At 53.4% G+C, this 24,335-nt stretch carries 19 protein-coding genes; 7 read left to right on the forward strand and 12 right to left on the reverse strand.

What is annotated here, in order from left to right; all coding sequences use genetic code 11:
• Position 1 precedes the first annotated feature (1 nt).
• From DFER_RS01945 to DFER_RS01955, 3 genes are all read right to left on the reverse strand, one after another.
• On the reverse strand, positions 2-3,604 hold the full coding sequence (locus DFER_RS01945; protein ID WP_012780010.1) for a response regulator: 3,603 nt from the start codon (positions 3,602-3,604) through the stop codon (positions 2-4).
• A 13-nt stretch (positions 3,605-3,617) separates the two neighbouring features.
• The gene (locus tag DFER_RS01950) at positions 3,618-5,213 is read right to left on the reverse strand and encodes a response regulator (protein ID WP_012780011.1); all 1,596 of its coding nucleotides are present in this window, start codon (positions 5,211-5,213) and stop codon (positions 3,618-3,620) included.
• 187 nt (positions 5,214-5,400) lie between these two features.
• Entirely contained in the window at positions 5,401-5,658 is a 258-nt protein-coding gene (locus DFER_RS01955; protein ID WP_012780012.1) for a hypothetical protein, read from the reverse strand.
• A gap of 198 nt (positions 5,659-5,856) precedes the next feature.
• Here DFER_RS01955 and glgX point away from each other — a divergent pair, with 198 nt between their 5' ends.
• Together glgX and treZ are read left to right on the forward strand one after the other, a co-directional pair.
• Positions 5,857-8,037: a glycogen debranching protein GlgX gene (gene glgX / locus DFER_RS01960; protein ID WP_012780013.1), complete on the forward strand. Its 2,181-nt coding sequence runs from the start codon at positions 5,857-5,859 to the stop codon at positions 8,035-8,037.
• Positions 8,034-9,875 (forward strand): malto-oligosyltrehalose trehalohydrolase, encoded by a 1,842-nt coding sequence (gene treZ, locus DFER_RS01965; RefSeq protein ID WP_012780014.1) that lies wholly within the window; start codon positions 8,034-8,036, stop codon positions 9,873-9,875. Before glgX ends, treZ begins: the two co-directional genes overlap by 4 nt.
• Here treZ and DFER_RS01970 read toward each other — a convergent pair.
• Complete coding sequence (locus tag DFER_RS01970) at positions 9,862-10,434, reverse strand: hypothetical protein (protein WP_012780015.1); 573 nt, start codon at positions 10,432-10,434, stop codon at positions 9,862-9,864. The genes treZ and DFER_RS01970 overlap by 14 nt on opposite strands.
• A 191-nt stretch (positions 10,435-10,625) precedes the next feature.
• On the opposite strand from DFER_RS01970, the gene DFER_RS01975 reads away from it, so the two are divergent.
• Positions 10,626-12,062, forward strand: coding sequence for an arabinose isomerase (locus DFER_RS01975; RefSeq protein WP_012780016.1), 1,437 nt, complete (start codon positions 10,626-10,628; stop codon positions 12,060-12,062).
• 121 nt (positions 12,063-12,183) lie between these two features.
• Here the strand turns inward: DFER_RS01975 and DFER_RS30010 are convergent, their stop codons facing one another.
• The 6 genes from DFER_RS30010 to surE all read right to left on the reverse strand — a co-directional run bounded on the left by DFER_RS30010 (position 12,184) and on the right by surE (position 19,406).
• The gene (locus tag DFER_RS30010) at positions 12,184-12,351 is read right to left on the reverse strand and encodes a hypothetical protein (protein ID WP_187293419.1); all 168 of its coding nucleotides are present in this window, start codon (positions 12,349-12,351) and stop codon (positions 12,184-12,186) included.
• A 102-nt stretch (positions 12,352-12,453) separates the two neighbouring features.
• On the reverse strand, positions 12,454-13,617 hold the full coding sequence (locus tag DFER_RS01980) for a THUMP domain-containing class I SAM-dependent RNA methyltransferase (RefSeq protein WP_012780018.1): 1,164 nt from the start codon (positions 13,615-13,617) through the stop codon (positions 12,454-12,456).
• 100 nt (positions 13,618-13,717) lie between these two features.
• Positions 13,718-14,626 carry an NAD(P)/FAD-dependent oxidoreductase gene (locus DFER_RS01985; RefSeq protein WP_012780019.1) on the reverse strand — a complete coding sequence of 303 codons (909 nt, stop codon included), beginning with the start codon at positions 14,624-14,626 and terminating at the stop codon, positions 13,718-13,720.
• 161 nt (positions 14,627-14,787) lie between these two features.
• Positions 14,788-17,109, reverse strand: coding sequence for a DUF7133 domain-containing protein (locus tag DFER_RS01990; RefSeq protein ID WP_012780020.1), 2,322 nt, complete (start codon positions 17,107-17,109; stop codon positions 14,788-14,790).
• A gap of 48 nt (positions 17,110-17,157) precedes the next feature.
• Positions 17,158-18,456 carry an MFS transporter gene (locus DFER_RS01995; protein WP_012780021.1) on the reverse strand — a complete coding sequence of 433 codons (1,299 nt, stop codon included), beginning with the start codon at positions 18,454-18,456 and terminating at the stop codon, positions 17,158-17,160.
• Positions 18,457-18,671: 215 nt separating this feature from the next.
• Positions 18,672-19,406, reverse strand: coding sequence for a 5'/3'-nucleotidase SurE (gene surE / locus DFER_RS02000; RefSeq protein ID WP_012780022.1), 735 nt, complete (start codon positions 19,404-19,406; stop codon positions 18,672-18,674).
• A gap of 85 nt (positions 19,407-19,491) precedes the next feature.
• On the opposite strand from surE, the gene DFER_RS02005 reads away from it, so the two are divergent.
• The 3 genes from DFER_RS02005 to DFER_RS02015 all read left to right on the forward strand — a co-directional run bounded on the left by DFER_RS02005 (position 19,492) and on the right by DFER_RS02015 (position 21,835).
• Positions 19,492-20,394, forward strand: coding sequence for a diacylglycerol/lipid kinase family protein (locus DFER_RS02005; RefSeq protein ID WP_012780023.1), 903 nt, complete (start codon positions 19,492-19,494; stop codon positions 20,392-20,394).
• A gap of 110 nt (positions 20,395-20,504) precedes the next feature.
• Positions 20,505-21,509 (forward strand): NAD(P)/FAD-dependent oxidoreductase, encoded by a 1,005-nt coding sequence (locus DFER_RS02010; protein WP_012780024.1) that lies wholly within the window; start codon positions 20,505-20,507, stop codon positions 21,507-21,509.
• A 2-nt stretch (positions 21,510-21,511) separates the two neighbouring features.
• Positions 21,512-21,835 carry a 2Fe-2S iron-sulfur cluster-binding protein gene (locus tag DFER_RS02015; RefSeq protein WP_012780025.1) on the forward strand — a complete coding sequence of 108 codons (324 nt, stop codon included), beginning with the start codon at positions 21,512-21,514 and terminating at the stop codon, positions 21,833-21,835.
• A gap of 73 nt (positions 21,836-21,908) precedes the next feature.
• Here the strand turns inward: DFER_RS02015 and DFER_RS02020 are convergent, their stop codons facing one another.
• Together DFER_RS02020 and DFER_RS02025 are read right to left on the reverse strand one after the other, a co-directional pair.
• Entirely contained in the window at positions 21,909-22,610 is a 702-nt protein-coding gene (locus DFER_RS02020) for an SGNH/GDSL hydrolase family protein (RefSeq protein WP_041735727.1), read from the reverse strand.
• A gap of 54 nt (positions 22,611-22,664) precedes the next feature.
• On the reverse strand, positions 22,665-23,498 hold the full coding sequence (locus DFER_RS02025; RefSeq protein WP_012780027.1) for a maleylpyruvate isomerase N-terminal domain-containing protein: 834 nt from the start codon (positions 23,496-23,498) through the stop codon (positions 22,665-22,667).
• A gap of 106 nt (positions 23,499-23,604) precedes the next feature.
• On the opposite strand from DFER_RS02025, the gene DFER_RS02030 reads away from it, so the two are divergent.
• Complete coding sequence (locus DFER_RS02030) at positions 23,605-24,327, forward strand: proteasome-type protease (RefSeq protein WP_012780028.1); 723 nt, start codon at positions 23,605-23,607, stop codon at positions 24,325-24,327.
• Positions 24,328-24,335 lie beyond the last annotated feature (8 nt).

Raw genomic sequence — 24,335 nt, forward strand, 5'->3', positions numbered from 1 at the left:
GTCAGTATTTTTCGTAAAGCCACACCCGCAGCAGCGACATCAGCTGGTCGATGTCCACAGGCTTGGTAATGTAATCGGAAGCGCCCGCATTGATACACTTCTCACGGTCGCCGGTCATTGCTTTGGCTGTTACCGCGATCACGGGAAGGTTGCGCCATTGCGGGTTTTCACGGATGCGCTTGGCGGTTTCATAACCGTCCATTTGCGGCATCATCATGTCGAGCAGCACCACGTCCACACTGGGGTTTTCTTGCAGTTTTTGCAGGGCCTCCTTGCCATCAAGGGCCGTCAGGACGTTCATTTTATAGTTTTCCAATGATTTCGAAAGCGAGAAGATGTTCCGCACGTCGTCATCGGCAATGAGCACTGTTTTGTTGTTCAATATCTCACCGAGGCCGCCCAGCTTACGCGCTTCGGTATTCTGGCGAACGTTCTTCTTATTCTCTTCCACCACGTGCAGGAAGAGCGATACCTCGTCGAGCATGCGCTGGTAAGAATGCGCCGTTTTGACGATGATCGAATCTGCATATTGCTTGATCCGCAGCTCTTCGGTCATCGAGAGGCTTTTTCCGGTGAAGATAATGATCGGAATGTGTTCGAAGCCGGGGTTCTTTTTGGCTTCTTCCAGCATATCGTAGGCTTTCTTGTCGGGAATACCCATGTCGAGGATCACACAGTCGACCTCATTGCCGGACAATGCCTGAATGCCTTCATGGATATCGCTTTTCAGTTCCGAATGGATCTCAAATGTGCCCAGGAAGTAGGCCAATGCCTTCGCATGCATGGAGTTATCTTCCACGATCAGCACCTTTTTAGATTTTTTGCTGATCACATATTCGATCTTCCTGAAAATCTCGTCCATTTTCTCGATCGCCACCGGCTTGTCGATGAAGTCGATCGCTCCTTTTTGAAGGCTCTCGTTTTTCATCCGGTGCGACGACATGATGTGAACGGGAATATGCCGCGTTTCCGGGTCGTTTTTGAGCTGGTCCATCACTTCCCAGCCGCTCAGGACGGGCAGTTGAATGTCGAGCAAAATACCCATCGGCTTGAACGTCCTGGCAAGTTCCAGTCCTTCATCGCCGCGCACGGACACGATACCTTTGTAGCCCTGCTTCCGCGTGTAGTCGAGGAGTGATTTGGCAAAAAACGTGTCGTCTTCGACGATCAGGATCGTTTTATCGGCCTCGGTTACCAATGCGCGGTCGTCGGGAATGCTTTCGGGAATCACCGTGCTGATAAACCGGCTTTGTACTTTTGGAGCGGCCTGGCTGGCCGGTTCTTCCTGGTGAACGCCGAAAAGATTACCCGTTTCAGGCTCCGCAGCAACATAGGTGGGCTTTATTGGCACAAATAGTGTAAACTCGCTGCCTTCGTTCACCACGCTCGTGAGCGATATTTCCCCGCCCAGCAACTTGGCCAGCTCGCGGCTGATCGACAAGCCCAGGCCGGTGCCACCGTATTTGCGCTTCGTGGAGCCGTCGGCCTGCTGGAATGCCTCAAAAATGTGCTGCTGCTTTTCCGGCGCCACGCCTATGCCCGTGTCGCGGACGACGAAGCACAGCATTCTGTCGTTGCCTTCCTGCAATTTCACGGTAATGCCCACCGAACCCTGCGAGGTGAATTTCAATGCATTGGAAACCAGGTTTTTCAAGATCTGCTCCATGCGCATCTTGTCTGTTTCGATCACCGGCGGCACGCCGTTTCCGATCGCTACCGAGAAGTCGAGCCCCTTTTCGCGGGCGACGGGCGCAAAAAGGCCCTTCATATCGTCGCAGATTTCCTTTACCGACACCGGCACGTAATCGAGCTCCATTTTCCCCGCTTCGATCTTCGAAAGGTCCAGGATTTCGTCGATCAGGCCCAGCAGGCCATTGCCGGACGACTGGATCACCGTTGCATATTCGATCTGCTCGGAGGTCAGGTTCTTATCGTCATTTTCGGCCAGCAGCCTGCTCAGCAGCAGGATCGAATTCAGCGGCGTGCGCAATTCGTGCGACATATTTGCCAGGAATTCAGACTTATAGCGCGTAGTAAGTTCCAGTTCCTCCGCTTTTTTCAGTATTTCCAGATTCTTCTCTTCCAGCAGGCCGCTACGCTCTTCGAGCTCCCCGTTGGTCTGCTGCAATTCCTCCTGCTGCACCCGCAGCTCCTCTTCCGACGCCTGCAATTTCTGCGATTGCGCTTCGAGTTCCGCATTCAGGTTTTCGAGTTCGTTGTGCTGTGTTTGCAGTTCTTCGGCCTGCGCCTGCGTCTCTTCCAGGAAGTTTTGCAGTTTCACATAATCCAATGCCGAGTTGACACCGCTCGCCATCGTTTCGAGGTTTTCTTCCAGGAAACGCATCGTCAGTTCCTCCGGTGCTTTCAGGAACCCGAGCTCGACCACACCAATGCATTCATAGGAGTAAACAAGCGGCAAAATGGCCAGCGCTTCCGGACTGGCTTCGCCGAGGCTGGATTTTACTTTGAGATAATTATCGGGCAAATCACGCACAAGCAATGGTTTTTTTGCCACAATCACCTGGCCCGCGAGGCCGTGACCCACCAGCACGCTTTGCGGCGCATCCTGTACCGCGAAGCTGCCCGCCAGACTGAATTTCCAATCCGAATCGAGAATGTAGATCGTGCCGAGGTTCGCGCCCGAATAGGCCGCCAGCGTGTTGATCAGGTTGCTGGCCAGCTTTTTAAGGACACGCTCGCCGCGGATGGCGTCGTTGACCTGCACTTCACCGGCTTGCAGCCAGTTCTGAATGCTGAGGTCGCTGAATGTCTGTTCGAGCGAGCCGGCCATGGCATTCAATGCCGTGGAAATGCGCCCGAGCTCGTCGTCGGTTTCGTCCGTGCTTCTGGCAGAGTAATCGCCATCCGACACCCGCTGGGTAACGCGCTCGATATGGCCGATGCGGCGCAGCGTTTCGGTATATTTTTCCTCGTCGAGCTGCTGCTGGGCGAGTCGCTTGCCAATGTCCGTGCGAATGCGCAGGTAGGACGAGATTGTGATCAGGATCGAGATCAGGGCCGCCGCTACGAGCAGGATAGGAGTGTATTTAATGTAAATCTGCTGCTGTTCAAGCCGTTCTTTGAGCACATTGCTTTCTTCTTCCTTGATGCGGTCGGTGGACAGGCGGAGGTCGTCCATGATCTTTTTGCCCCGGATCATCTCGCGCAGCCTCGACTCGGTGTCTTCCACGAAATTGGAGTTTTTACGAGCCATGTCGATGATGTTCTGCATCTGTCCGAACTTGGCTTCGTACAGGGCTTTCACCTCGCGCAGGTTCTTTTGCTGAACCGGATTATCGGCGGTGAGTTCGAGCAGGTTGTTGTAGCTGTCGGTCGTTTTCTCGTAGGCACCCTCATAAGGTGTCAGAAACTGCGGGTCGGCGGTGATGAGGAATCCACGCTGGCCGGTTTCCGCATCTTTCATGTGCGAAATAATGGCCTCGGCCTCGATGAGTACCTCATTGGTATGGTTTACCAGCTCAGAGTTGTTGATCAGCTTTTGCGTACTGTAATACGACGCCAGGAGGCTGAAAAACAGGAGCAGGATAGAAAATGAAAAGACGATCTGTAACTGCTGGATGATCGAATTGGAAACTTTCTTCATATTTAGAGGTCAGCTAATTATCGGTTTTAATGGGTGCCAGCACGTGCTCCTGGCTGAATGGCAGCACAAGTACAAACTCGGAACCCTGGTTTTCAATGCTCCGGGCGGATATGAGGCCATTGTGCTTATCCATGATCTTCTTCGCGATTGCCAGGCCGATGCCGGTCCCTTCGTAAGCATTCATATTATTAAGCCGCTGGAAAATGACGAAAATCCGGTCGAGGAACTTCTCGTCGAACCCGATGCCATTGTCTGCGATCGTGATCCTGCAATAGGGCCCGCCCGGCAATGCAGGGCCGTCGACATCTTTCTCGCCGATCGTCTCGTAGCATATATCAATTACCGGTGCGATCTCCGGTCTCGAAAATTTCAATGCATTGCTGATCAGGTTCTGAAACACCTGGCGGATCTGGCTCGGGATCGTTTCCACTACCGGGAGGTGATCTTTGCGGATGCTTCCCCGTTTCTCGCGAATGGTTTCGTCGAAATCCGCGAGCAGCTCTTCCACCAGCGCATTCAGGTCGGTAGGCTGGAAATGCGCCGTTACCGACAGGCGCGAATAATCCAGCAGGTCGCTGATCAGCCGCGACATACGCGCCGAAGAGCTGATCGACCGGTTGAGATAAGAAATTGCCTCGTCGTTTCCGGTCAGGTATTTGTCCTTGATCAAATGGCTGAATGTCTGAATCTTACGCAGCGGCTCCTTCAAATCGTGCGATACCACCCAGGCGAATTGCTGCAACTCGTGGTTGGTCGTTTCGAGCTCCGAATTTTTATCGGTAAGTTCTTTGGTACGGACCTCCACCTTATGTTCCAGCACCTCATTGGCCATTTTCTGCTGATGAATGTCCGTGAAAGTGCCCACCCAGCGTACAACCGTTCCATTTTGCAGGACAGGGATGATTTTGAGCAGGAAATACCGGTATAGCCCCGATCCAAGTTGTTTCAGCCTGGTTTCTACCGAAAATTCGAAATTGTTTTTGAAATGTTCTTTCCAAAGATCGTAGCTCCGGTCGTCGGGATGCGTTTCCGGGAATGTGGCGGCGTCGGGGGAATATTGGAACCAATGCTTGTTTACATATTCAATCTTACCGTCGGTCCGGATCGTGAAGGCGATTTGCGGCAGGGATTCGAGAATAAAACGCAGCTCATCCGCTCGCGCCGCCAGTTCTTCCTGCGCATGCTTGCGGGTATCGATCTCCTGGCGCAGCGATTCCTGGATCGCTTTCAGTTCCTGCTGCTGCTCAAAAAGCCGGTAGAATGTTTTCACTTTTAATAAAAGAATATCCGGGTCGACGGGCTTGGTGAGGTAATCGATCCCGCCCGATGTGTAGCCTCTGGTGATAAACTTCTTTTCCTTATTAACGGCCGACAGGAAAATGATGGGCGTATCGCGCGCTTTTCCAAAACCTGCAATGGCTTCCGCCACTTCGAAACCATCCATTCCCGGCATTTGCACATCCAGGATAATCACCGAATAAGTCGTTTTGAGGACTTTTTTCAAAGCTTCCTCACCCGAACCGGCAGTGTCCGTTTTGAAATTGTGGAGTTCCAGGATTTTTTTAAGCGGTAGAATGTTTTCCGGCCTGTCGTCGACAATTAGGATCATGGTTTTGGGTAAAATGAGGCACTAATCGGATAAATGGTCGACGCACCGGGATGTATATACGACAGGCTCGAACCGACACAAAAATGGGATAGTGTGTGCAAAAGTGTTACCGTGTGTGTATACCGGCGAGCACACAAAAATTGTACCAGTAAAGGCAGTTTTGGTATTTATTTCAAAAAAAATCCGGCTACAAATCCGTTTGCCTGTCGAGCAGCTCCTTGCTCACCAATTCTTTGAGCTCTTCCACCCATTGCTGAATTGTTACCATCGGATGCAAAAAGGGTTTGTTAAAATCCTCGGCGATAACTTTTTGGTTTCGCTCCTTCACCAGCGCTTGCAGCAAGGCAATGTGCGGCTCGTCGGCGGGGTCATATTCGGTGTCCTCATTGAATTTCGCTACTTTTTCGAGAAAGCGGTAAGCGGCTAGTAATTGCGGTGTGGTCATCGTGTATGGCTGTTTAAGTGGTGTACAAGCGCCTGTGGGGAATTTATTCCCGGAAATGTTTCCTGCTTGTTGGCATAATTTTGTATCAAAACGTGTACTAGCGCCGATTTTCCGTCCTGGACATGATCTGATGATCAAAATCGCATTCGTACAAATGCGGCGTGGAGATGGGTGTTTCTGAAACTAAAAACGACTGATATGAAGAAGATTGCCAATAAAAAACTTGTAGATCAATCCAAAGAAAATGACCTGACCGTTTACCCGGGAGAGCCGTACCCGCTCGGTGCGACCTGGGATGGAAAAGGGGTGAATTTTGCGCTTTATTCTGAGAACGCCACAGGTGTGGATCTGTGCCTGTTTGATAGCCCCGAAGCGACCACCGAGAGCGTCAAGATCGAGATCAGGGAAGTATCGCACCACGTTTGGCATGCCTATGTGCCCGACCTGAAACCGGGACAGCTCTATGGATACCGCGTGCACGGACCTTACGAACCGACTGTGGGACTTCGATTTAACCCAAACAAGCTCCTCATTGATCCTTATGCAAAAGCGATTTCCGGCACGATACAATGGCACGACGCGCTGTTTGGATATAACATCGGCGACCCGGAAGAGGACCTCAGTTTCAGCGAGCTAGATAGTGCGCCTTACATTCCCAAATCGGTCGTCGCAGATCATATATTTGACTGGGAAGGCGTAACCGCGCCGGAGATCCCTTATCACGACACGATCATTTATGAGCTGCACGTGAAAGGCTTTACCTGCCTTCATCCCGACATTCCTGAAGAAATACGCGGCACCTACGCCGGGCTAGCGCATCCCGTGAGCATTGCTTACCTCAAAAAGCTGGGCGTAAATGCCGTGGAACTAATGCCGGTGCACCATTTCATTTCCGACAGGCACCTCAAAGAACGCGGGCTGACCAATTACTGGGGGTACAATTCCATCGGGTTTTTTGCGCCGGATGTGCGGTACAGCAGCTCGGGCACCTATGGCGAGCAGGTGAAGGAATTTAAAAATATGGTCAAAGAGCTCCATAAGGCGGGAATTGAGGTGATACTCGACGTGGTGTACAACCACACCGGCGAGGGCAACCATATGGGGCCGACGCTGTCGTTCCGCGGAATTGACAATATGGCCTATTACCGGTTAATGGACGGTCGCTATTATATGGATTATACCGGCACCGGCAACACGTTGAATGCCAGGCTGCCAAGCGTTCTGCGCCTGATCATGGACAGTCTGCGATACTGGATCACCGAAATGCACGTGGATGGCTTCCGGTTCGACCTCGCTTCTACACTCGCGCGCGAGCTGCACGAAGTGGATCGCCTGAGCGCATTTTTCGATATTATTCACCAGGACCCCGTGATTTCGCAGGTGAAGCTCATCGCCGAGCCATGGGACATCGGTTTTGACGGATATCAGGTGGGTAAATTCCCCATTGGCTGGGCGGAATGGAATGGCCATTACCGAGATTGTATGCGGGATTACTGGCGCGGCGCGGATAGTATGCTCGCCGAATTCGCCGAGCGATTTACCGGCAGTTCCGATTTGTACAAAGGCGAAGACCGGTTTCCAACCGCCAGCATTAATTTCATCACCGCACACGACGGTTTTACACTGAACGACCTGGTGTCGTATAATGATAAGCGTAACAATGAAAACGGCGAGGATAACCGCGACGGCGAGAGCCACAACCGCTCGTGGAATTGCGGAGAGGAGGGGCCGACGGAGAACCAGGAAGTGATAGACCTGCGCAACAAGCAGAAACGGAATTTCCTTACAACCCTCTTCCTGTCGCAGGGCGTGCCAATGCTCGTAGCGGGTGATGAATGGGGCAGGACGCAGAACGGGAATAATAACGCCTATTGCCAGGACAACGAGATCTCGTGGCTGAATTGGGATAAAACGGATAAGCAAATGCTTTCATTTACCCAAAAACTGATCGCGTTCTGTAAGGCGCATCCCACATTCCGCCGCAAACACTGGTTCCGCGGCATGCCGATCAAGGGGATCGGGCTGGAAGACATTGCCTGGTTTTTGCCCAACGGCGAGGAAATGCCCGACGAGAGCTGGAACCACGACTTCGCCAAATCGCTCGGAATTTTTCTGAATGGCAAGGGTATCAGGCACATGGACCCGAAAGGCAAGCCCATTTATGATGATAGTTTTTACATTATTTTCAATGCCCATTACGAGCCGGTGGAGTACACGCTCCCGCCCGTCAAGTACGGCAACGAATGGCGCAAGGTCATCGACACAGCCGTTGCCTGTGTGAGCGACGACGGTCAGGTCCTTAAACCGGGAGATAGTTTCTCGGTGGAAAGTCGCTCGGTAGTGGTATTCAGACATGCATTGGAGAAACAAAAGATATGAGTTACGATCATTTATTAGTGCAGCGTCCGGGTGTGACCTTTGACGAAACCGGCGAAGCACATGTGCTGGTGTGGGCGCCCGAAGCCGAAAAAGTACAATTGAAACTGGATAAAACGGATCACCTGCTGGATCTGGAAAAAGAGGGCTATGGATTCTGGAAGCTCGAAACACGGGCGCTAGCGCACGGCCAGCAGTACAGCTTCCTGCTCGACGGCGAAGGCCCGTTTCCCGACCCTGCCACGCTCCACCAGCCCAATGGTGTACATGGAGCGTCGGAAGCATTTGATCCGCAGCAGTTCCGTTGGACGGACGACAGCTGGACGAACCTCCCGCTGAAAGAATACATTATTTATGAACTGCATGCCGGCACATTCACACCCGAAGGCACATTTGCCGCCATGGAGGCCAAGCTCGATCACCTGGTGGAATTGGGTGTGAACGCGATTGAAATCATGCCCGTGTCACAGTTTGCGGGAGGCCGGAACTGGGGCTATGACGGCGTGTTCCCGTACAGCGTGCAGGACACTTATGGCGGCCCGGCGGCTTTGCAGCGGCTGGTGAATGCCTGTCATGAAAAAGGGATCGCCGTGGTGCTAGATATGGTGTACAATCACCTCGGGCCGGAAGGTAATATCCTGGGTAAGTTCGGGCCTTATTTTACCGATAAATACCACACGCCCTGGGGCGACGCGGTCAATTTCGACGATGCGTGGTCGGACGGTGTGCGGCATTATTTTGTGCAGAATGCATTGATGTGGTTCCGCGATTTCCATATCGACGGCCTGCGCCTCGATGCCGTGCATGCGATCAAGGATTTCAGCCCTGTTCACATTTTACAGGAGATCAGGGAAAAGACGAATGCGCTCGGTACCGGACGGGAGCATTACCTGATCGTCGAAATGGACCTGAACGATACGCGCTACGTGAAGCCCACCGAAACGGGTGGCTACGGAATGGACGCGCAGTGGATCGACGAGTTTCACCATGCATTGCGCGTGAGCTCGGGCCAGGAGCGGAGCGGCTACTATTCCGATTTTGAAGGAGTGGCCTCGCTGGCCAAGTCCTTCCGCGACGCTTATGTGTTCGATGGTATCTACTCCGATCACCGGAAACGCAAGTTCGGCATGAAGGCCGACGGCATTCCCGGCGGGCAGTTTATCGTTTTTTCCCAAAACCACGACCATATCGGCAACCGCATGCTCGGCGAGCGCACGAGCCAGCTCGTGAGCGCCGAAATGCAGAAGCTCCTGGCCGGCGCGGTTTTCGTGAGCCCGTTTGTTCCCTTGCTGTTTATGGGCGAGGAATGGGCCGAGCCTAATCCATTCCAATATTTCGTGAGCCACACGGAAAAGGAATTGGCGGATGCGGTCCGCAAGGGCCGCAAAGCCGAATTCGCGGCATTCCACGCCGAGGGCGAAGCGCCCGATCCCGTGGCCGAATCCACATTTGAAAATTCGCGTGTGCAATGGCATTTGTTGCAGGAAGAGCCGCACCGGACCATGCTGGCCTATTACCGCCAATGGATCGCCCTGCGGAAAAGCGAGCAGGTTTTACGGGAATGCGACCGCAATGGATTGTCGGTTGAGGTAGCCGAGGGAAAAGAATCGATTGTAATTCAGCGGGTGTGGGAGCGGCAGCATCTGGTGGCTTTCCTCAATTTCTCGAAAGCGCCGCAGGAAGGACTGCTGCCTTACGAACACCTGGCCTGGAAAAAACTGATCGCATCTTCGGACCCGGATTGGAATGGCCCGCGGGAAATGCCTGCACAGGCCGGGGCAGGTGCACTGTCATTGCCGCCCGAGTCGATTTCAGTTTATGTCAATATCACAAGTTCCTGATTTTGATCCGTATATCATGCGGGGCTACCTCGTCGCCACCGAAATAGGGCAGTAACTTGTAAGCAACACCTACACCGCCGGAACAATGTCTCGGCATCACGGTTTCGATTCCGCGGTAGGTAAATACATAAGACTTGTCGCGGATATCGATCCGGAAGCTGGTGGGCTCGTTCAGCTCGGCGGTGCCGAGTTCGCGCTCCTGGCGCACGCCATTCGCATAGGTGTAGGCGTAAATGCGTAATGCGCCCTCGCGCCAGTTCCACCCAAACCGCGCGCTGTTGCTCTGGTGTTGCGAGCTGCAATCCGAGAAGCCGTAGAGCTTGTTAATGTCATGCTGATTTTCAGGTATTATTGTCTGGTAAACACAGCTGCTGTCGAAAAGCGCCTGAAAGCGGATGGACGAGGCGGTAAATGGCATATTGAGGTTCCGCTCGACTTCGTGGTTGCCCGCTTTGATGTGATAGGTGATAAAATCGTCCCCGAAACTCGGCGTATTGCCGATCCAATCGCAGGAAACGGCGCTGGTGAGGAGGATAAGCGCCATCAGATATCGTTTCATCGGTTGCTGGTGTTTCGTGTGCCGGATATGACACACATTTCGCTTACTAACGCTTCAACCGGCCGAAAATTGGACGGGAAGGCCCCTTGGCCATCATTTTTAAGCAAATTACTGGCGTTAAGGCCACGCGTTTTATGAGTAAGACAGCAGGATTGACGCTTTATTGAAAGGTAAAAATTTGCTTATTAATCATGAAACAAAATCGATATGCGCTGCGGGTGGGCCTGTTCGGCATTGGCTTGGAGGCATACTGGGATCAGTTTGAAGGTCTTGAAGCACGGTTGAAAGGTTACGTCGATGTGGTAGCCGAAAGGCTCGGTGGTTACGGGGCCGAAATTGTAAACCTGGGGCTGATAGATACGCCCGAAAAGGCATTGGCGGCGGGTCATCAGTTCCGGAGAGAGGATGTAGACCTTATTTTTCTTTATGTGACGACTTATGCATTGTCGTCCACCGTGCTGCCGGTCGTTTCACGTGCCAAAGTGCCGGTGATAGTCCTGAACCTCGCGCCGGAGCCGGCAATTGACTACCAAAGGTTCAATGCAATGAGTGATCGCACTCGCATGACGGGGGAATGGCTTGCCTATTGCTCGGCCTGCCCTGTACCGGAGATAGCGAACGTGTTCCGCCGTGCAGGCATTCCTTTTTACCAGATCACCGGCACCTTAAACAGCGACCCGGAGGTGTGGCAGGAAGCGCGTGAATGGATCGAAGCGGCCGGCGTGGCGCACACCATGTCGCATAACCGCCTGGGCGTGATGGGTAATTACTATGGCGGGATGCTCGATATTTATTCCAACTTCACATTGCAATGCGCTACATTCGGCGGGCATATCGAGATCATCGAGGTCGACGAGCTTTCGGCGGTGCGGGAGGCCGTTTCGGAGGCCGAGGTACTCACCATGATCGCGACCTTCGAAAATACGTTCGACATTCAGGAAGATTGCCCGGAGTTCGAAATTCACAGGGCTGCGAGAACCGCCGCCGCATTGGAAAAATTGGTTGAAATACACCAGCTTGGCTCGATGGCGTATTACCACAAGGGCACGGGCAGCGCTCAGAATGAGGATACCATGAGCTCAGTTATTCTCGGCAATTCGCTGCTTACGGCCCGTGGGATTCCGGTGGCAGGTGAGTATGAAGTTAAGAATGCTCAGGCGATGAAAATCATGGATAGCTTCGGTGCGGGCGGCTCGTTTACAGAGTATTATGCGATGGATTTCAATGCAGATGTGGTGCTGATGGGACACGACGGACCAGGCCACATCGCGATTGCAGAAGGTAAAACAAAGGTGAAGCCGTTATATGTCTATCACGGAAAAGTGGGGAACGGCCTATCTGTAGAGATGAGCGTCGCACACGGACCGGTTACATTGCTGTCGGTGGTGGAAACGGTGGAAGGAAAGGTGATTTTGCTGGTGGCAGAGGGCGAGTCGGTGGCAGGGCCTGTTCTGGAAATAGGTAATACCAACAGCCGATACCGTTTTACGATCGGCGCCAAACGCTTTACCGAGCAATGGAACAGCCACGGCCCGGCACACCATTGCGCGGTGGGAATCGGGCACATTGCTTCCAAAATTGAAAAGCTGGGTAGGTTGCTGAACATCGAAACGGTGACCGTTTGCTAACCCGGCAAAAACCTATTCAAATCCGCGGCGATGGATGCGCACAAAAAAACGAAGTCCGGATGAGTGTTTCATGCGGACTTCGTTCTCAACTTAGGAACCATTTAACAGGTGCATTTGAATGCTACCTCTGCTGTTTTTCCAGACTGTGATGTTCTTTTTGGTTGCTGGTAATATGATTACCTTTCACCATTTCTTCTTCACGATGTCTGCTATCCAGATTGTCTTTGTTTTCAGGCCTGTTCCGGTCCTGGCCTTTCGGCATGGTTCCTGAACTTTGTGACTGTTTCATGACAACTTTTCTAAATGGTTATGTCTTATATTATCTAAATATTATGCCAAAGTGATCGGCAATGCGTGCCAAAGCGAATGGGCTGCTATTCAGAAAATTGTACTAATTCCTTCTCGAACCCTCGTAGAGCTCGTATTCCAGCAGGCGACAATCGATTTTTCCGGAATAAAACTCAATCCGTCGCTTGGCTTTCAGGCCGATTTTCTTGGCAAGATCCAGGTTTCCGGTGAAGATATATCCGTAATATCCTCCACACTTCTGTTTCATAAAATCACCAATTCGTCCATAAGTTTCTTCAAGTTCGCCTATTTCTCCGAGTCGTTCGCCGTACTCGGGGTTTACGAAAAAGACGCCCTTGTTCTCCTGCGGCACTTCGGTGTCGGCAAAGTCGCAGACGCCGAACTCGATCATATCGGCCACACCGGCGGCTATTGCGTTCTTTTTAGCATTCGTAACCGCATTCGGATCGTGATCTGTTGCGATAATGCGAAGTTTCGGCGCTTCGATGATCTGCGCTTCCAGCTTGTCCTGTGCTTCGAAATACACTTCCTCATCATACCCGAGCAAATGCATGAACGAATAATTGTCCCTGAAAAGCCCCGGGCGGCTGTTGGTGGCGATGAGCGCCGCTTCGATCGCGAGCGTGCCCGAGCCGCACATGGGGTTGATGAACGCAGAGTTCCGGTCCCACTGGCTCGCCAGGATCGTGGCCGAAGCCAGCGATTCGAGCATTGGTGCCTGGCCGGGGATTTTGCGGTAACCGTGCCGCGCCACCGTTTCGCCCGAAGTATCAATGAACACTTCCGCCCGCTCGTCCTTCCAGAACAAATGCACCACGGCACCTTTCAGCTCCGAGCCGGTCGACGGCCGCACGCCTTTTTTGTCGCGCAGCCGGTCCACGATCGCATCCTTCACACGCAGGTTCGCAAACATGGTGTTGTTCACAGTGGCCGTCATCACGTTGCTGGTCACCGAGAAATAGGCGTCTTCGGCCAGTATGTCCTCCCATTTCATTTGGGATAAAAACCGGTAAACATCGTCGGGATGCCGCGCGCTGAATGTGCCGAGGCTGTAAAGCACCTGGCTGGCGCAATACAGGTTCAGGTTCAGTTTAATGCAGTCGTTGATCGTACCGCGCAGCTGCACACCGGTCGCAAATGTTTCCTCCACCCGGTAACCGAGCTGTGCCACCTCTTTTTCAAGGAATGGCGCGAGGCGTTTGTAACAGGTAATGGTGATGGGGGCGGGGGATTTGAATAGGGACATTGTTATGAGGCTGTAAGCAGTAAGCGATAGGCTATAAGCTTACGGCCTGCGGCATACCGCTTATAGCATCTTGCAAAACTACCACATTGCTGCCGCCCAATCAGTACTCTTCATTGATTAATTCATGATTGAGCCTTGCGCCAGCGGTGGTTCCGGCGGCCATCGCGCCCGTTAATCCCCTGAATGCGCCGCTGTTATCTCCCGCCGCGTAAATGCCGGCGATCGTTGTTTTTTGCGCTTCATCAACTTTAATAAAGCCTTGTACAGTGAGCTCGCAGCCGAGTTCTTCGGGAATCAGGCAATGCTGGACGAATGCCGGGCGGTGGTACAGCGCGGTAATGGCGCGAGCGGTGCCGTCGGCCAGGTGCAGCGTTTGGAGGTAGCCGCTTTCATGGTCCAGGGAGGCGATGGGCTCTTCGATAATCTCTGCGCCGAATGCGTGCATTTTGGCTCGGGCCGCGTCGTCGAATGCAGCAGGGCCGTTGGTGTACAGGGTGAGGTCGGCGGTCCAGTTGCGGATCATTTTCAGGTATTCCAATGTCATCTCGCCGTTCATGAGCACGCCTGTGGAAGCGTCGCTGTATTCGTAGCCGTGGCAGTAGGGACAGTGAATGACGCTGATTCCCCAGCTTTCGGCAAAGCCCGGGATGTCGGGCATGATGTCGGCGATGCCGGTCGTGAAGATGATTTTTTTCGTTTCCAATGTTTGCCCGTCGTCGGTGGTGACGGTGAATGCGCCGTCGCTGCCGGTTACCTGCGTCACGAGCCCCGCGCGCAGCTGCACGGTGGGGTAGGCGAGTACCTGCTCACGTGCGAGGGCGGAGATCTCGGCGGGCGTTTTGCCGTCGTGGGTAATGAGGTTATGCGAATGGGGCGTCTGGCGGTTGCAGGGTTTGCCGCTGTCGATGATGATCACCTTGCGGCGCGCCCGGCCCAGGGTCATGGCTGCTGACAGTCCGGCATAGCTGCCGCCCACAATGGCGACGTCGAATTTGTATGGCTCGTGCATTATAAGAAAACAGGTTAGTTGGTTGTTATGCAACATTGTTGCATGAATAGTTGTTTCAAAGGAGCCGACTTTTTTTAAATGGTCGTTTCCATTTTAGCTAAAAACTAAAAAAAAGACGCCCCTTTCGAAGCGTCTTTCTATTTAAAATCAACAACATACCATCAAATGCCATTTAGCTCGGCTTCGGTGAATGCTTTTTCGCGGCCGGTGAGTTTGGTGCGTACTTTGGTCACTTCCTCGGTGGTTACGCGGTCGGCATTGTTGCGCCAGGAGCGGCGGATGAAGCTTAGCAGCTGTGCAATGTCTTCGTTCGGCATGTCTTTATCGTAGCCGATGCCGGGCATATCGCCGCTTACTTCGGGTGTTTGATATACGTGGCCGTTCACTTTTACAGGCCCGGTGAGACCGAAAAGGACAATCGAAATGAGTCTTTCCTTGCTTCCCGTGACCCATTCCGACTGGTTCAACGGTGGCGCGAGCGATTTCACACCACCGCCATCGGCCCCGTGGCAGGTTTGGCAAACGGAGGTAAACAATGCTTCGCCTTTGGGAAATTCCTTTTTCAGCATCTCGGGGTTCCGGTTGCCTTGCGCAGTGCGAACGGCCGTGACCACGCGGGTGAGCTGCTTGTTGAGCACCGCGTTCGGATCGGAAACGGAGCTGGCAATGGCCGATTGGAACATTTCTTCCTGATCCTGCAAGTTGCTGATGATCGCGTCGGACACGTACCGGTTGTTAGGATATTTGCCCGCCAGCTTGTTCAGCAGGCCCCTTGAAAGATTTTGATCGAATTTGTCAATGCTCTTGGCCAGCAATGCAATGTAAGGGGCCGCCAGCGTGTCGCCGGAGTCGGCAATGCCGTCGAATACGGTCGCGAACTGCTGATAGGAAGTGGGCGTGATTACCGCCGCCGATGCGTAAAGTCCTTGTGCACGGAACGTCCAGTTCGACTGCCTGATCCAGCTCAATGCCTCTTCCGGTTTCAGCGAATTCAGCCCTTCGAGCGTCCACAGTGCGTGGACCGCCAGCAACGGGTTGGCCGTTTGCTTAATGGCTTCGCGGAGTGCGGGCACGGTTTGGTTGTACTTACCGTCGATCAGTTTTTGCTGTGCACGGTCGCGGACCCAGCCGTTCGGGTGGCCGAGCAGCTTCACCAGCTCCTGCGCGCCGTCGGGCACGGTTACCGGCTTGGCTTTGGCACCTTTTGGGACAATCTTATAAATGCGGCCTGCCGAAAGCGGCTGCGTGAGGTCGCGCTTGCCGATCTGGTCTTTCAGGTAAGGCGTGAGGTAAGTTTTGTGCTGGATAATGCCGCGGTACATGTCGAGTACGATCAGGCTGCCGTCGGGGGCATTATACAGGCTCACCGGCCGGAAGCGCTCGTCGGTGCTGGCGAGGAATTCCTTGCCTTTGTACGCGATATCGCCTTTCACGACATATCCATTCTCATTCAGGACATTGCGTTTGATGAGGTTGGCGGAAGGCTCCGGCACGAATGCGTTGAAATCGAAGTTTTTGCCGAACAGGTCGCCGCGGTAGATCACCGGACCGGCCGCCGCTGTGAACTCGTTCAGGCGCAGGCTGTCGTCGAGGACGTTTTTCATGTACCCGCGGTTCACGCCGGGGGTGGGGTGGAGCGGGTAGACCTTATTGTTGGCCACCGATTTTTCGTTGTAACCCGCCACGCCGCGCTGGTTCTTGTTCCAGGCACCCAAACCGGCCGGAAGATAATCGCCGAGCAGGTTTTGGGAATTGTTGTTATAATACAACCGTCCGTAATTGTCCTGGCAAATACCCCATTGGCCCCTGAAATGCGTGTGCTCGATGACCCATTTGCCACCGATCCGACGATAGCGCTTATCGGATTTGGCATTGTAAATCCAGTTATCCATCGCGCGCAGCAGGCCGTTGGGCTGGTGCTCCACATTACCGCCCTCGGTATATTTCGGATCTACCAGCGTTTTCTTCACTACCTGGTCGTTTTTCAGTTCATAGAACCACAGGTTGGTAGGTTCCGCCACGAGAATGCCGTTGTCGATCAGGCAGATCGCGCGCGGCAGCACGAGCGAGTCGATCACCACTTTGCGGTCGTCGTACACGCCGTCCTTATTTTTATCATCGAGGATTACGATGTTCCCGTTGGGAATATCCTCGCCGGTGCCAACGGTGTCGGGCATGTAACCTACCATTTCCACCACCCACATGCGGGCCTTGTCGTCGAACTGCATGGCCACCGGTGCGCTCACGAGCGGCTCGGATGCGATGAGTTTTGCTTCAAAACCATCTTCGATCACCATCTTGCCGATCGTTTCGGAAGCGGGTATGAATGGCGATTTGCCGGGTACCTGGGCAGGTTTTTCTTCTTTCGCCACCGTCGAAGTGGTGGAAGATGCGGTTTGCTGGGTGGTTTGCTTGTTGGTTTTACAATACACCAACAGAGACGAAACCGCCAGGATCAAGAGGGGATAACGGTACTTCTTCATTAGAATGCTATGCTAGCAATATTTACAGCTAAGGTGATTTTGGGTCGATCAGTTGTTTAACGCTTCTTCGACCGGTTTCATTTTGGATGTCAGGAAATGGATGATCAGCCAGGCGATAATGTAGGCCAATCCGCAGATAATGAACAGGATATTGTAACCCGCTCCAATACTCCCGGCCGATTTGTAATAATCGAGCAATGCACCTACCAGGAGCGGGAAGAACGTAGAGCCCAGCGAGCCGGCCATCCCGCCGATCCCTACTACCGAGCTTACCGCACGTTTTGGGAAAATATCGGAAACGATGGTAAAAATGTTGGCACTCCAAGCCTGGTGCGCAGCGGTGGCGATGGCGATGATCGCTACCACTGTCCAGATGTCCGTCGCAAACTGCGCCAGGATAATCGGCATCACCGCGAATGCAACCACGAGCAGGGTGGTTTTACGTGCTCTGAGTGGCGCCCAGCCTTTTTTGATCAGGTAGGACGACAGGTAGCCGCCGCCAATGCTGCCGAATGTAGTGGCCGTGTAAACGATCGCCAGGTGGAGGCTCGGCTTTTTAAGGTCGAGATCGAATGTGGTGGCGAAGTAGGAGGGCAGCCAGAACAGGAAGAACCACCAAACGGGGTCGGTGAGGAACTTGCCGACGATGAATACCCAGGTTTGCGGCAATGTAATGAGCTTGGTCCAGTGAATGGGTTTCTGGCCTTCGCCGTCACCTGCCTCGTTATCGCTGTGAATGAATGCATATTCCTCGGCAGTTACCTTTTTGTGGCGCGACGGGATTTCGTACATGACCCACCAGAATATCAGCCAGATAAAGCCCAGCGCACCGGTGATCAGGAACGCGCCCTGCCAGCCGTAACTGCTCAGCAGCCAGGGAACGAGAATGGGCGCCGCCACGGCACCGATACTCGTGCCGGAGTTGAAAATACCGGTCGCGAGTGCCCGTTCGCGCTTAGGGAACCATTCGGCCGTTGCCTTTACAGCCGCCGGAAAGTTACCTGCCTCGCCAAGGCCAAGCACCGCGCGCACCGCGCCGAAGCCGAAGGTGCTTTTCACAAATGCGTGCGCCACGGCGGCAACGCTCCATATCACGATGGAAACGGCATAGCCCAGTTTTGAGCCGATTTTATCGATGATGTTACCGAAGACGATGTAACCGGCCGCATAGCAGGCTGCGAATACCATTACGATGTTCGCATAGTCGGTTTCGCTCCAATTGAATTCTGTTTCGAGAGTGGGTTTCAGCAATCCAAGAATCTGCCTGTCGATGTAGTTGATGGTGGTTGCAAAGAAGAGTAACGCGCAAATAACCCAGCGATAGTTGCCAATATTGGTTTGTTTCATGGTGGGAGAATACTGATTTCTTGGATTCAGGAATTGATAAAAATACGTCTGTCTGGGAATAAGACTGCATTTCCGCCATTCTACCCCTTAATGTATTTGCAAAAGACTTTAACAAAAGAATCCCGCACCGGGCAGGCGCGGGATTCGGAATGGTGTGGTAGGGGACGTTTCCCGCCGGTTTCTCCGGCGATTGGATGCGCCCGTCTGCGCCGGGCCTAGGTAATCGGGTAGGCGAGCTGCGCTTTCACCAGTTCGGCCTCGTTGGTCAGGTCGAGGCGGAGCGGGGTGATGGACACGAAGTTGTTTTCGATCGCCCAGCGGTCGGTGCCTTCTTCTGCCGGTTCGAGCGGCACGACGGTGAACCAGTAGTGCTTGCGGCCCATCGGGTCGAGGGCCGGGACAATGTTATTGTCGTAAAGCCGAACCGACTGCCGCGTCCAGCGCACGCCTTTCGGGCTGTGCGGAAAATTCACATTCACCAGGTTCAGGTGCGGGTTCTTGAACAGCAGGTCCAGTGCCTTTTCCACAAATGGGTCGAGTTTCTCAAAATCGGGCTCAACGTCCGTAGGGGTACTCAATGCAATGCCTTTAATGCCGAACAAAACGGCCTGCTTGGCTGCGGCCAGTGTGCCCGAATGCCACATCGCATTCCCCAGGTTTGGCCCCAGGTTGATCCCCGAGAGCACCACATCGGGCTTGTCCCAGAGGTGTTGTCCGAGCGCCACGCAGTCGGCGGGCGTACCGTTTACACGGTAGGCGTCGATGCCCTCGAACTCGATGGGCGATTTTTTGTAGGACAGCGGCCTGGAAGCCGTAATGGCATGACCCATAGAGGATTGTTCCACATCGGGTGCCACAATTTTCACTTCTCCGAACCGCGCCGCGATTTTGGCGAGCGCTGCAATGCCCGGGCTGTATATTCCATCATCGTTCGTTACCAGGATTCTCATAACGTATAGCGTTTTCAGGTGTGCATTAATAAAATTGTGCCTGGTATGTTTTTTATAAAAAGCTGGATTAACTACACATCCTGCTATGAAACGGACAACCCTTTTGCACAACCCCACAGCCGGGGATAACGATTTTTCGAAAAAAGAGCTGCTGAAAATCATAAAAAAAGAAGGTTTCGAATGTGAGTACGCCTCCGTGAAGGAGGAAGGCTGGGATGAATTCGAAGAGAAAACCGACTTTTTGATCATCGCGGGCGGGGACGGCACCGTACGGCGCGCGGCCAAGGCCCTGATGCAGCGCAAGCGGCTCGACAAGCAATTTCCGCTCGCGTTGCTGCCGCACGGCACGGCCAACAACATTGCTACCGCCTTGCAGATCGAGGGGCATCCCAAAGACATTATCCCGCATTGGCATCACTATAAGCTGCAACCTTTCGACATCGGCCGCGTGCACGGCGTGCGCGACGATCTGTTTTTCCTCGAAGCATTTGGCTACGGCATTTTTCCACGGCTGATGAAGGTGATGGATAAAATCGAAGGGGATATCGGCGACACCGCGGAAGAAAAGCTGAAAGCGGCGCGGGCCGTGCTGCTGGAAATCGTGCAAACCTACGAGGCCCGGCCATGCACGATCGTGGCCGACGGCGTGGAGCATTCGGGCAATTATATTATGGTGGAAGTTATGAATATCCGCTCCATCGGGCCTAACCTCGTGCTCGCCGGCACGGCCGACCCCGGCGACGGCTGCCTGGATGTGGTGATGGTTTCCGAAGCGAGCCGCAATAAATTCGAGTCGTTCCTGCTCAGCCGCATTAATGACGAGGACAAGGAGTTCAGCTTCTCCACCATCCGGGCCAAAAAAGTGAAGATATTCTGGGACGGTAAGGACGCACACGCCGACGACGAGCGGTTGAAACTGGAAAAGCCCGTCGAAGTGGAAATCGAGGTGCTGCCCGATATGCTCCAATTCATGATCACCGAATCCTGACATTATAACTTTTGGTTATAGCAGATAACCTATTGTGATTGGCGTGCGATGTGAATGACTAGTACTTTTGGAACATCAAAGTATTCCAAAGTTCTCATTCACATCGTTTTATGATCCATACAGACATTTGCATAATCGGCGCCGGGCCCGTTGGCCTGTTCGCCGTCTTCGAGGCCGGACTGCTCAAAATGCGTTGCCACCTTATCGACGCGCTGCCGGTAGTAGGCGGCCAGCTTGCCGAGATTTATCCTCAAAAGCCCATTTACGACATTCCCGGCGCCCCGGCCATTATCGCCGAAGACCTCGTGAACAACCTCATGAGGCAGATCGAGGAGTTCAAACCCGGTTTTACATTGGGCGAAAGGGTAGAAGCGCTGGAAAAGCAGGACGACGGCAGCTTCATCGTCCGCACCAATGAAGGCACCGGCGTGCATTGCCAGGTAGTGGTGATCGCAGCCGGACTGGGCAGCTTCGAGCCGCGGAAGCCGGCGGTGGAGCAGCTGGAATATTTCGAAGGCAAGGGCGTGCATTATATGGTTAAAAAGCCCGAGCAGTTCCGCAACCGGAAAGTAGTACTGGCTGGCGGCGGTGACTCCGCACTCGACTGGACGATCTTCCTTGCCGACGTGGCCGAACGCGTCACGCTCGTGCACCGCGGCGATACATTCCGCGGCGCGCCCGATTCCGCCGAAAAAGTGTACGAACTGGCCGGAAAAGGTAAAATTGACCTTATCCTGCAATCCCAGGTGAACAAACTCGGCGGAAATGGCGTGCTCAAAGAAGTATCCGTGCTAGGGAATGACAAATCGCTCATCACCATTCCTACCGACGATTTCATCCCGCTTTTCGGCCTGAGCCCAAAGCTAGGACCCATTGCCGACTGGAACCTGGGCGTCGAAAAATCGGCGGTGGTGGTCGACACATTCGATTACTCTACAAACGTCGAACGCATTTACGCCATTGGCGACATCAACACTTACCCGGGTAAGCTGAAACTCATTTTATGCGGTTTCCACGAAGCGGCCATCATGATGCAAAGCGCATTCAAGTACGTTTACCCCGACCAGAAACTAAGCTTCAAATACACCACGGTTAACGGTGTTAATCCATTTTAGTCATGATCAATATATTCATAGAGAACGACTTAGGGGAGCGTCAGGCCCTGGAAGTGCCCACCGATATGGGCTTTAACCTGATGGAACTCCTGAAAGCATACGAATACGACATCCAGGCCACCTGCGGCGGAATGGCATTGTGCGCTACCTGCCACATTGAAGTGCTCGAAGGCAAGGAAAACCTGCCCGAATCGAACGACCAGGAACTCGACACGCTCGATACGCTGCCGAATGCCGACGCTAACAGCAGGCTTTCGTGCCAGCTCCGGCCGTCGCCGGCCATGGACGGCCTGGTATTTCGCCTGAAAGCCTTGCAGGAAGCTTGAATTAAGGTTATTAGAATTTTGGAATAATAGTACATAAACCTTCGCTGGTATGCAGCGGAGGTTTTTTGTTTTGCTAAAACAGCTGCCTCACCCTCGGAAGGGCTTCATTCACCCATAGCCGGTACATTTTGCCCGAGAAATGCAGCTGGTCGCTCGCAATCATCGTAGGGTCGTTGAGTGCTTTGCGGGATATTGGTGTAATGTCGATGAAAACGATTTTGAGTTTCTGGCATTCCTCCTTCGCAATGGCGTTGAAGCTGTCGATTTCGGCGGCTATGTGCTCACGGTTGCCTTCGCCGATGGCGGTAACGCCCCAATCGGGAATGGATAGCACGAATAAATTACCGGCATCGTCGCCGGCGTACGCAATCGCCTGCTGCAAAAGCTGTCGGAATTCGATCCGGTATTCTTCCTTATTTCTGCCCTGGTACTGGTTATTTACGCCGATAAGCAACGACACAAGGTCGAACGTGCCGGTGGGAGGGCTCTGTTCTAATGCGTCGAGCAAGTTGCGCGTGGTCCAGCCCGTGCGGGCGACGATCTTCGGCGTGGCCACTGGCTTGCCCGCTTTTTTGAGTTCGTCTGCCAATATCACAGGCCACCGCTCGTCGGGCGCCACACTCTGCCCGATCGTATAGGAATCGCCCAGGGCCAGGTATTGCGGCTTGCCCGATTCTTCAATCGGGTCAGTGCCGGCGGGAGCCGATGGTCCGGGGCTTTGTGTGCCGCCGCAAGCCAGCATGCAAAGCAGGATTGCTATTTGATATACTTTCATGCCCTTATATACTGTTTTGCTGCCCATTTCGGATTGAAAAGTCGGCCGTCCGGGCTATGCCATTACGGCAATCAGGTTTAATGTAACGCCTGCAAGTTCTTTATTCCCAGTGATCTGTAATTTTGATAATGCGTCGTTTGGTTTAATGGCTTTTGTGAAAAGCTTCCAGGCGGTATCGGCGTCGAGCGTTACCGATGCTTCGGGGACGGTGCTGCATGCGTCGCTGATGGTCCAGCCATCGTTCGTTTTAACCAAAAACCATTCGAAAACTTCATTCAGCCGGATCGCAATGCGTACGGACGTGCCCGTTTCCGCCTGGGTATGCTGGTACGTGTGTGGAAGCCCGCGCACGAAGGTTTCGATGAGCGGCCGCAAGAAACGCGGCGTCATAATACGGTTTTGCAATTCGGGCCTGCCCGTTGCTTCGCGTATTTGTTGCTGATGATGCCATTTTTCCGTGTATTCGCGGGCAATGTGAAACCAGTTTTTGGAAACGCTTTCGCCAGCCCAGGAAACGGAAAAGACCGCGTCGGCATTCAGGTCCTGCTCCTGCATGATGGCTGCGTATTGTTTCCCGGTGCTTTCCAGCAGATCGGTGAGCAGCGCGGGGCTGATGCGTTTCGAGGCATTTACCCATTCAGCATTCAAATGGTTGAGATAACTTACCAGATCGTCGTAACCATTGATCGCGCGGTCGGGCGCGGTGAAGTGGCCGTCGCGGTATATGGAAATGGCGCGGATATTGCCGTCGAGCAGATGTGCAGCCACGTCGCGGACTTTCCAGAGCTTTGCAACGGTTGGCTTTTCCCACTCTTCCGGCGTGAGCGACCGGAGCAGGGTAATGAGATGTTCGTCGAGGTCTGCGAAGAGGTGAGCGGTGTGGATCATGGCGGTGGCGGGGATATGTTTGGCCCTAAATATCGATGAAAAAGGGATTTGTTAGGATGTTCAGGTTGTGATTTGGTATTTTTGGGCCGGTTTAAAGTGTAGAAAAATGACTTATTGCTTAGGAATAAAAGTAAAAGAGGGCCTCGTTGCCCTGGCCGACACGCGCATCACCGCAGGCACCAATACCACCACCAAAAAGAAAATGTACGTCACCCAGCAGGATAACTACTCGATGTTCATCATGACCAGCGGGTTGAGGTCTGTTCGCGACAAGGCCGTGCATTACTTTGAGGAACTGATCAGCGAAGGGGTGGTTTACAACAAGCTTTATAAGGCCGTCAATGCATTCGGGGAGCAGATTAAGCGGGTGGCCGAGGAAGATAAGGCGAGCCTGGAAAGGTCTGGCCTCAAATTTAACCTCAACACCATCGTAGGCGGGCAGTTGAAAGACGATAAGGACCACAAGCTGTTCCTGCTCTATTCGGAAGGCAACTGGGTAGAGCTCGACGAGGGCTCGCCTTACGTGATTATCGGCAACTCCGGACAAGGCAAGGCGATCCTAAACCGCGTGCTGAATGAGAACTCGTCAATGAAACAGGCGCTGAAAGCCGGCTTCCTGTCTTTCGATTCCACACGCGTTAGCAACAACGACGTAGACTTCCCGATCGACGTCGTGCTGTACAAAAAGGACAGTTTCGCGATCGCCGAACACCGTTATGAGCAGAAGGATATGGAGGAAATATCGAGGATCTGGGCCGAAAAACTGAAAGAGGCACTGGACGACATCCCCGAGGAGTGGATGGACAAAACCTTCGAAAAAATTCAATAAAAAAGGGG

Source organism: Dyadobacter fermentans DSM 18053 (assembly GCF_000023125.1).
Taxonomy (GTDB): Bacteria; Bacteroidota; Bacteroidia; order Cytophagales; family Spirosomataceae; genus Dyadobacter; species Dyadobacter fermentans.

What these genes read in the sequence shown, in the direction of transcription:
- DFER_RS01945 (WP_012780010.1), bottom strand. Translation starts at nt 3,604, where the DNA reads ATGAAGAAAGTTTCCAATTCGATCATCCAGCAGTTACAGATCGTCTTT.
- DFER_RS01950 (WP_012780011.1), bottom strand. Translation starts at nt 5,213, where the DNA reads ATGATCCTAATTGTCGACGACAGGCCGGAAAACATTCTACCGCTTAAA.
- DFER_RS01955 (WP_012780012.1), bottom strand. Translation starts at nt 5,658, where the DNA reads ATGACCACACCGCAATTACTAGCCGCTTACCGCTTTCTCGAAAAAGTA.
- glgX (WP_012780013.1), top strand. Translation starts at nt 5,857, where the DNA reads ATGAAGAAGATTGCCAATAAAAAACTTGTAGATCAATCCAAAGAAAAT.
- treZ (WP_012780014.1), top strand. Translation starts at nt 8,034, where the DNA reads ATGAGTTACGATCATTTATTAGTGCAGCGTCCGGGTGTGACCTTTGAC.
- DFER_RS01970 (WP_012780015.1), bottom strand. Translation starts at nt 10,434, where the DNA reads ATGAAACGATATCTGATGGCGCTTATCCTCCTCACCAGCGCCGTTTCC.
- DFER_RS01975 (WP_012780016.1), top strand. Translation starts at nt 10,626, where the DNA reads ATGAAACAAAATCGATATGCGCTGCGGGTGGGCCTGTTCGGCATTGGC.
- DFER_RS30010 (WP_187293419.1), bottom strand. Translation starts at nt 12,351, where the DNA reads ATGAAACAGTCACAAAGTTCAGGAACCATGCCGAAAGGCCAGGACCGG.
- DFER_RS01980 (WP_012780018.1), bottom strand. Translation starts at nt 13,617, where the DNA reads ATGTCCCTATTCAAATCCCCCGCCCCCATCACCATTACCTGTTACAAA.
- DFER_RS01985 (WP_012780019.1), bottom strand. Translation starts at nt 14,626, where the DNA reads ATGCACGAGCCATACAAATTCGACGTCGCCATTGTGGGCGGCAGCTAT.
- DFER_RS01990 (WP_012780020.1), bottom strand. Translation starts at nt 17,109, where the DNA reads ATGAAGAAGTACCGTTATCCCCTCTTGATCCTGGCGGTTTCGTCTCTG.
- DFER_RS01995 (WP_012780021.1), bottom strand. Translation starts at nt 18,456, where the DNA reads ATGAAACAAACCAATATTGGCAACTATCGCTGGGTTATTTGCGCGTTA.
- surE (WP_012780022.1), bottom strand. Translation starts at nt 19,406, where the DNA reads ATGAGAATCCTGGTAACGAACGATGATGGAATATACAGCCCGGGCATT.
- DFER_RS02005 (WP_012780023.1), top strand. Translation starts at nt 19,492, where the DNA reads ATGAAACGGACAACCCTTTTGCACAACCCCACAGCCGGGGATAACGAT.
- DFER_RS02010 (WP_012780024.1), top strand. Translation starts at nt 20,505, where the DNA reads ATGATCCATACAGACATTTGCATAATCGGCGCCGGGCCCGTTGGCCTG.
- DFER_RS02015 (WP_012780025.1), top strand. Translation starts at nt 21,512, where the DNA reads ATGATCAATATATTCATAGAGAACGACTTAGGGGAGCGTCAGGCCCTG.
- DFER_RS02020 (WP_041735727.1), bottom strand. Translation starts at nt 22,610, where the DNA reads ATGAAAGTATATCAAATAGCAATCCTGCTTTGCATGCTGGCTTGCGGC.
- DFER_RS02025 (WP_012780027.1), bottom strand. Translation starts at nt 23,498, where the DNA reads ATGATCCACACCGCTCACCTCTTCGCAGACCTCGACGAACATCTCATT.
- DFER_RS02030 (WP_012780028.1), top strand. Translation starts at nt 23,605, where the DNA reads ATGACTTATTGCTTAGGAATAAAAGTAAAAGAGGGCCTCGTTGCCCTG.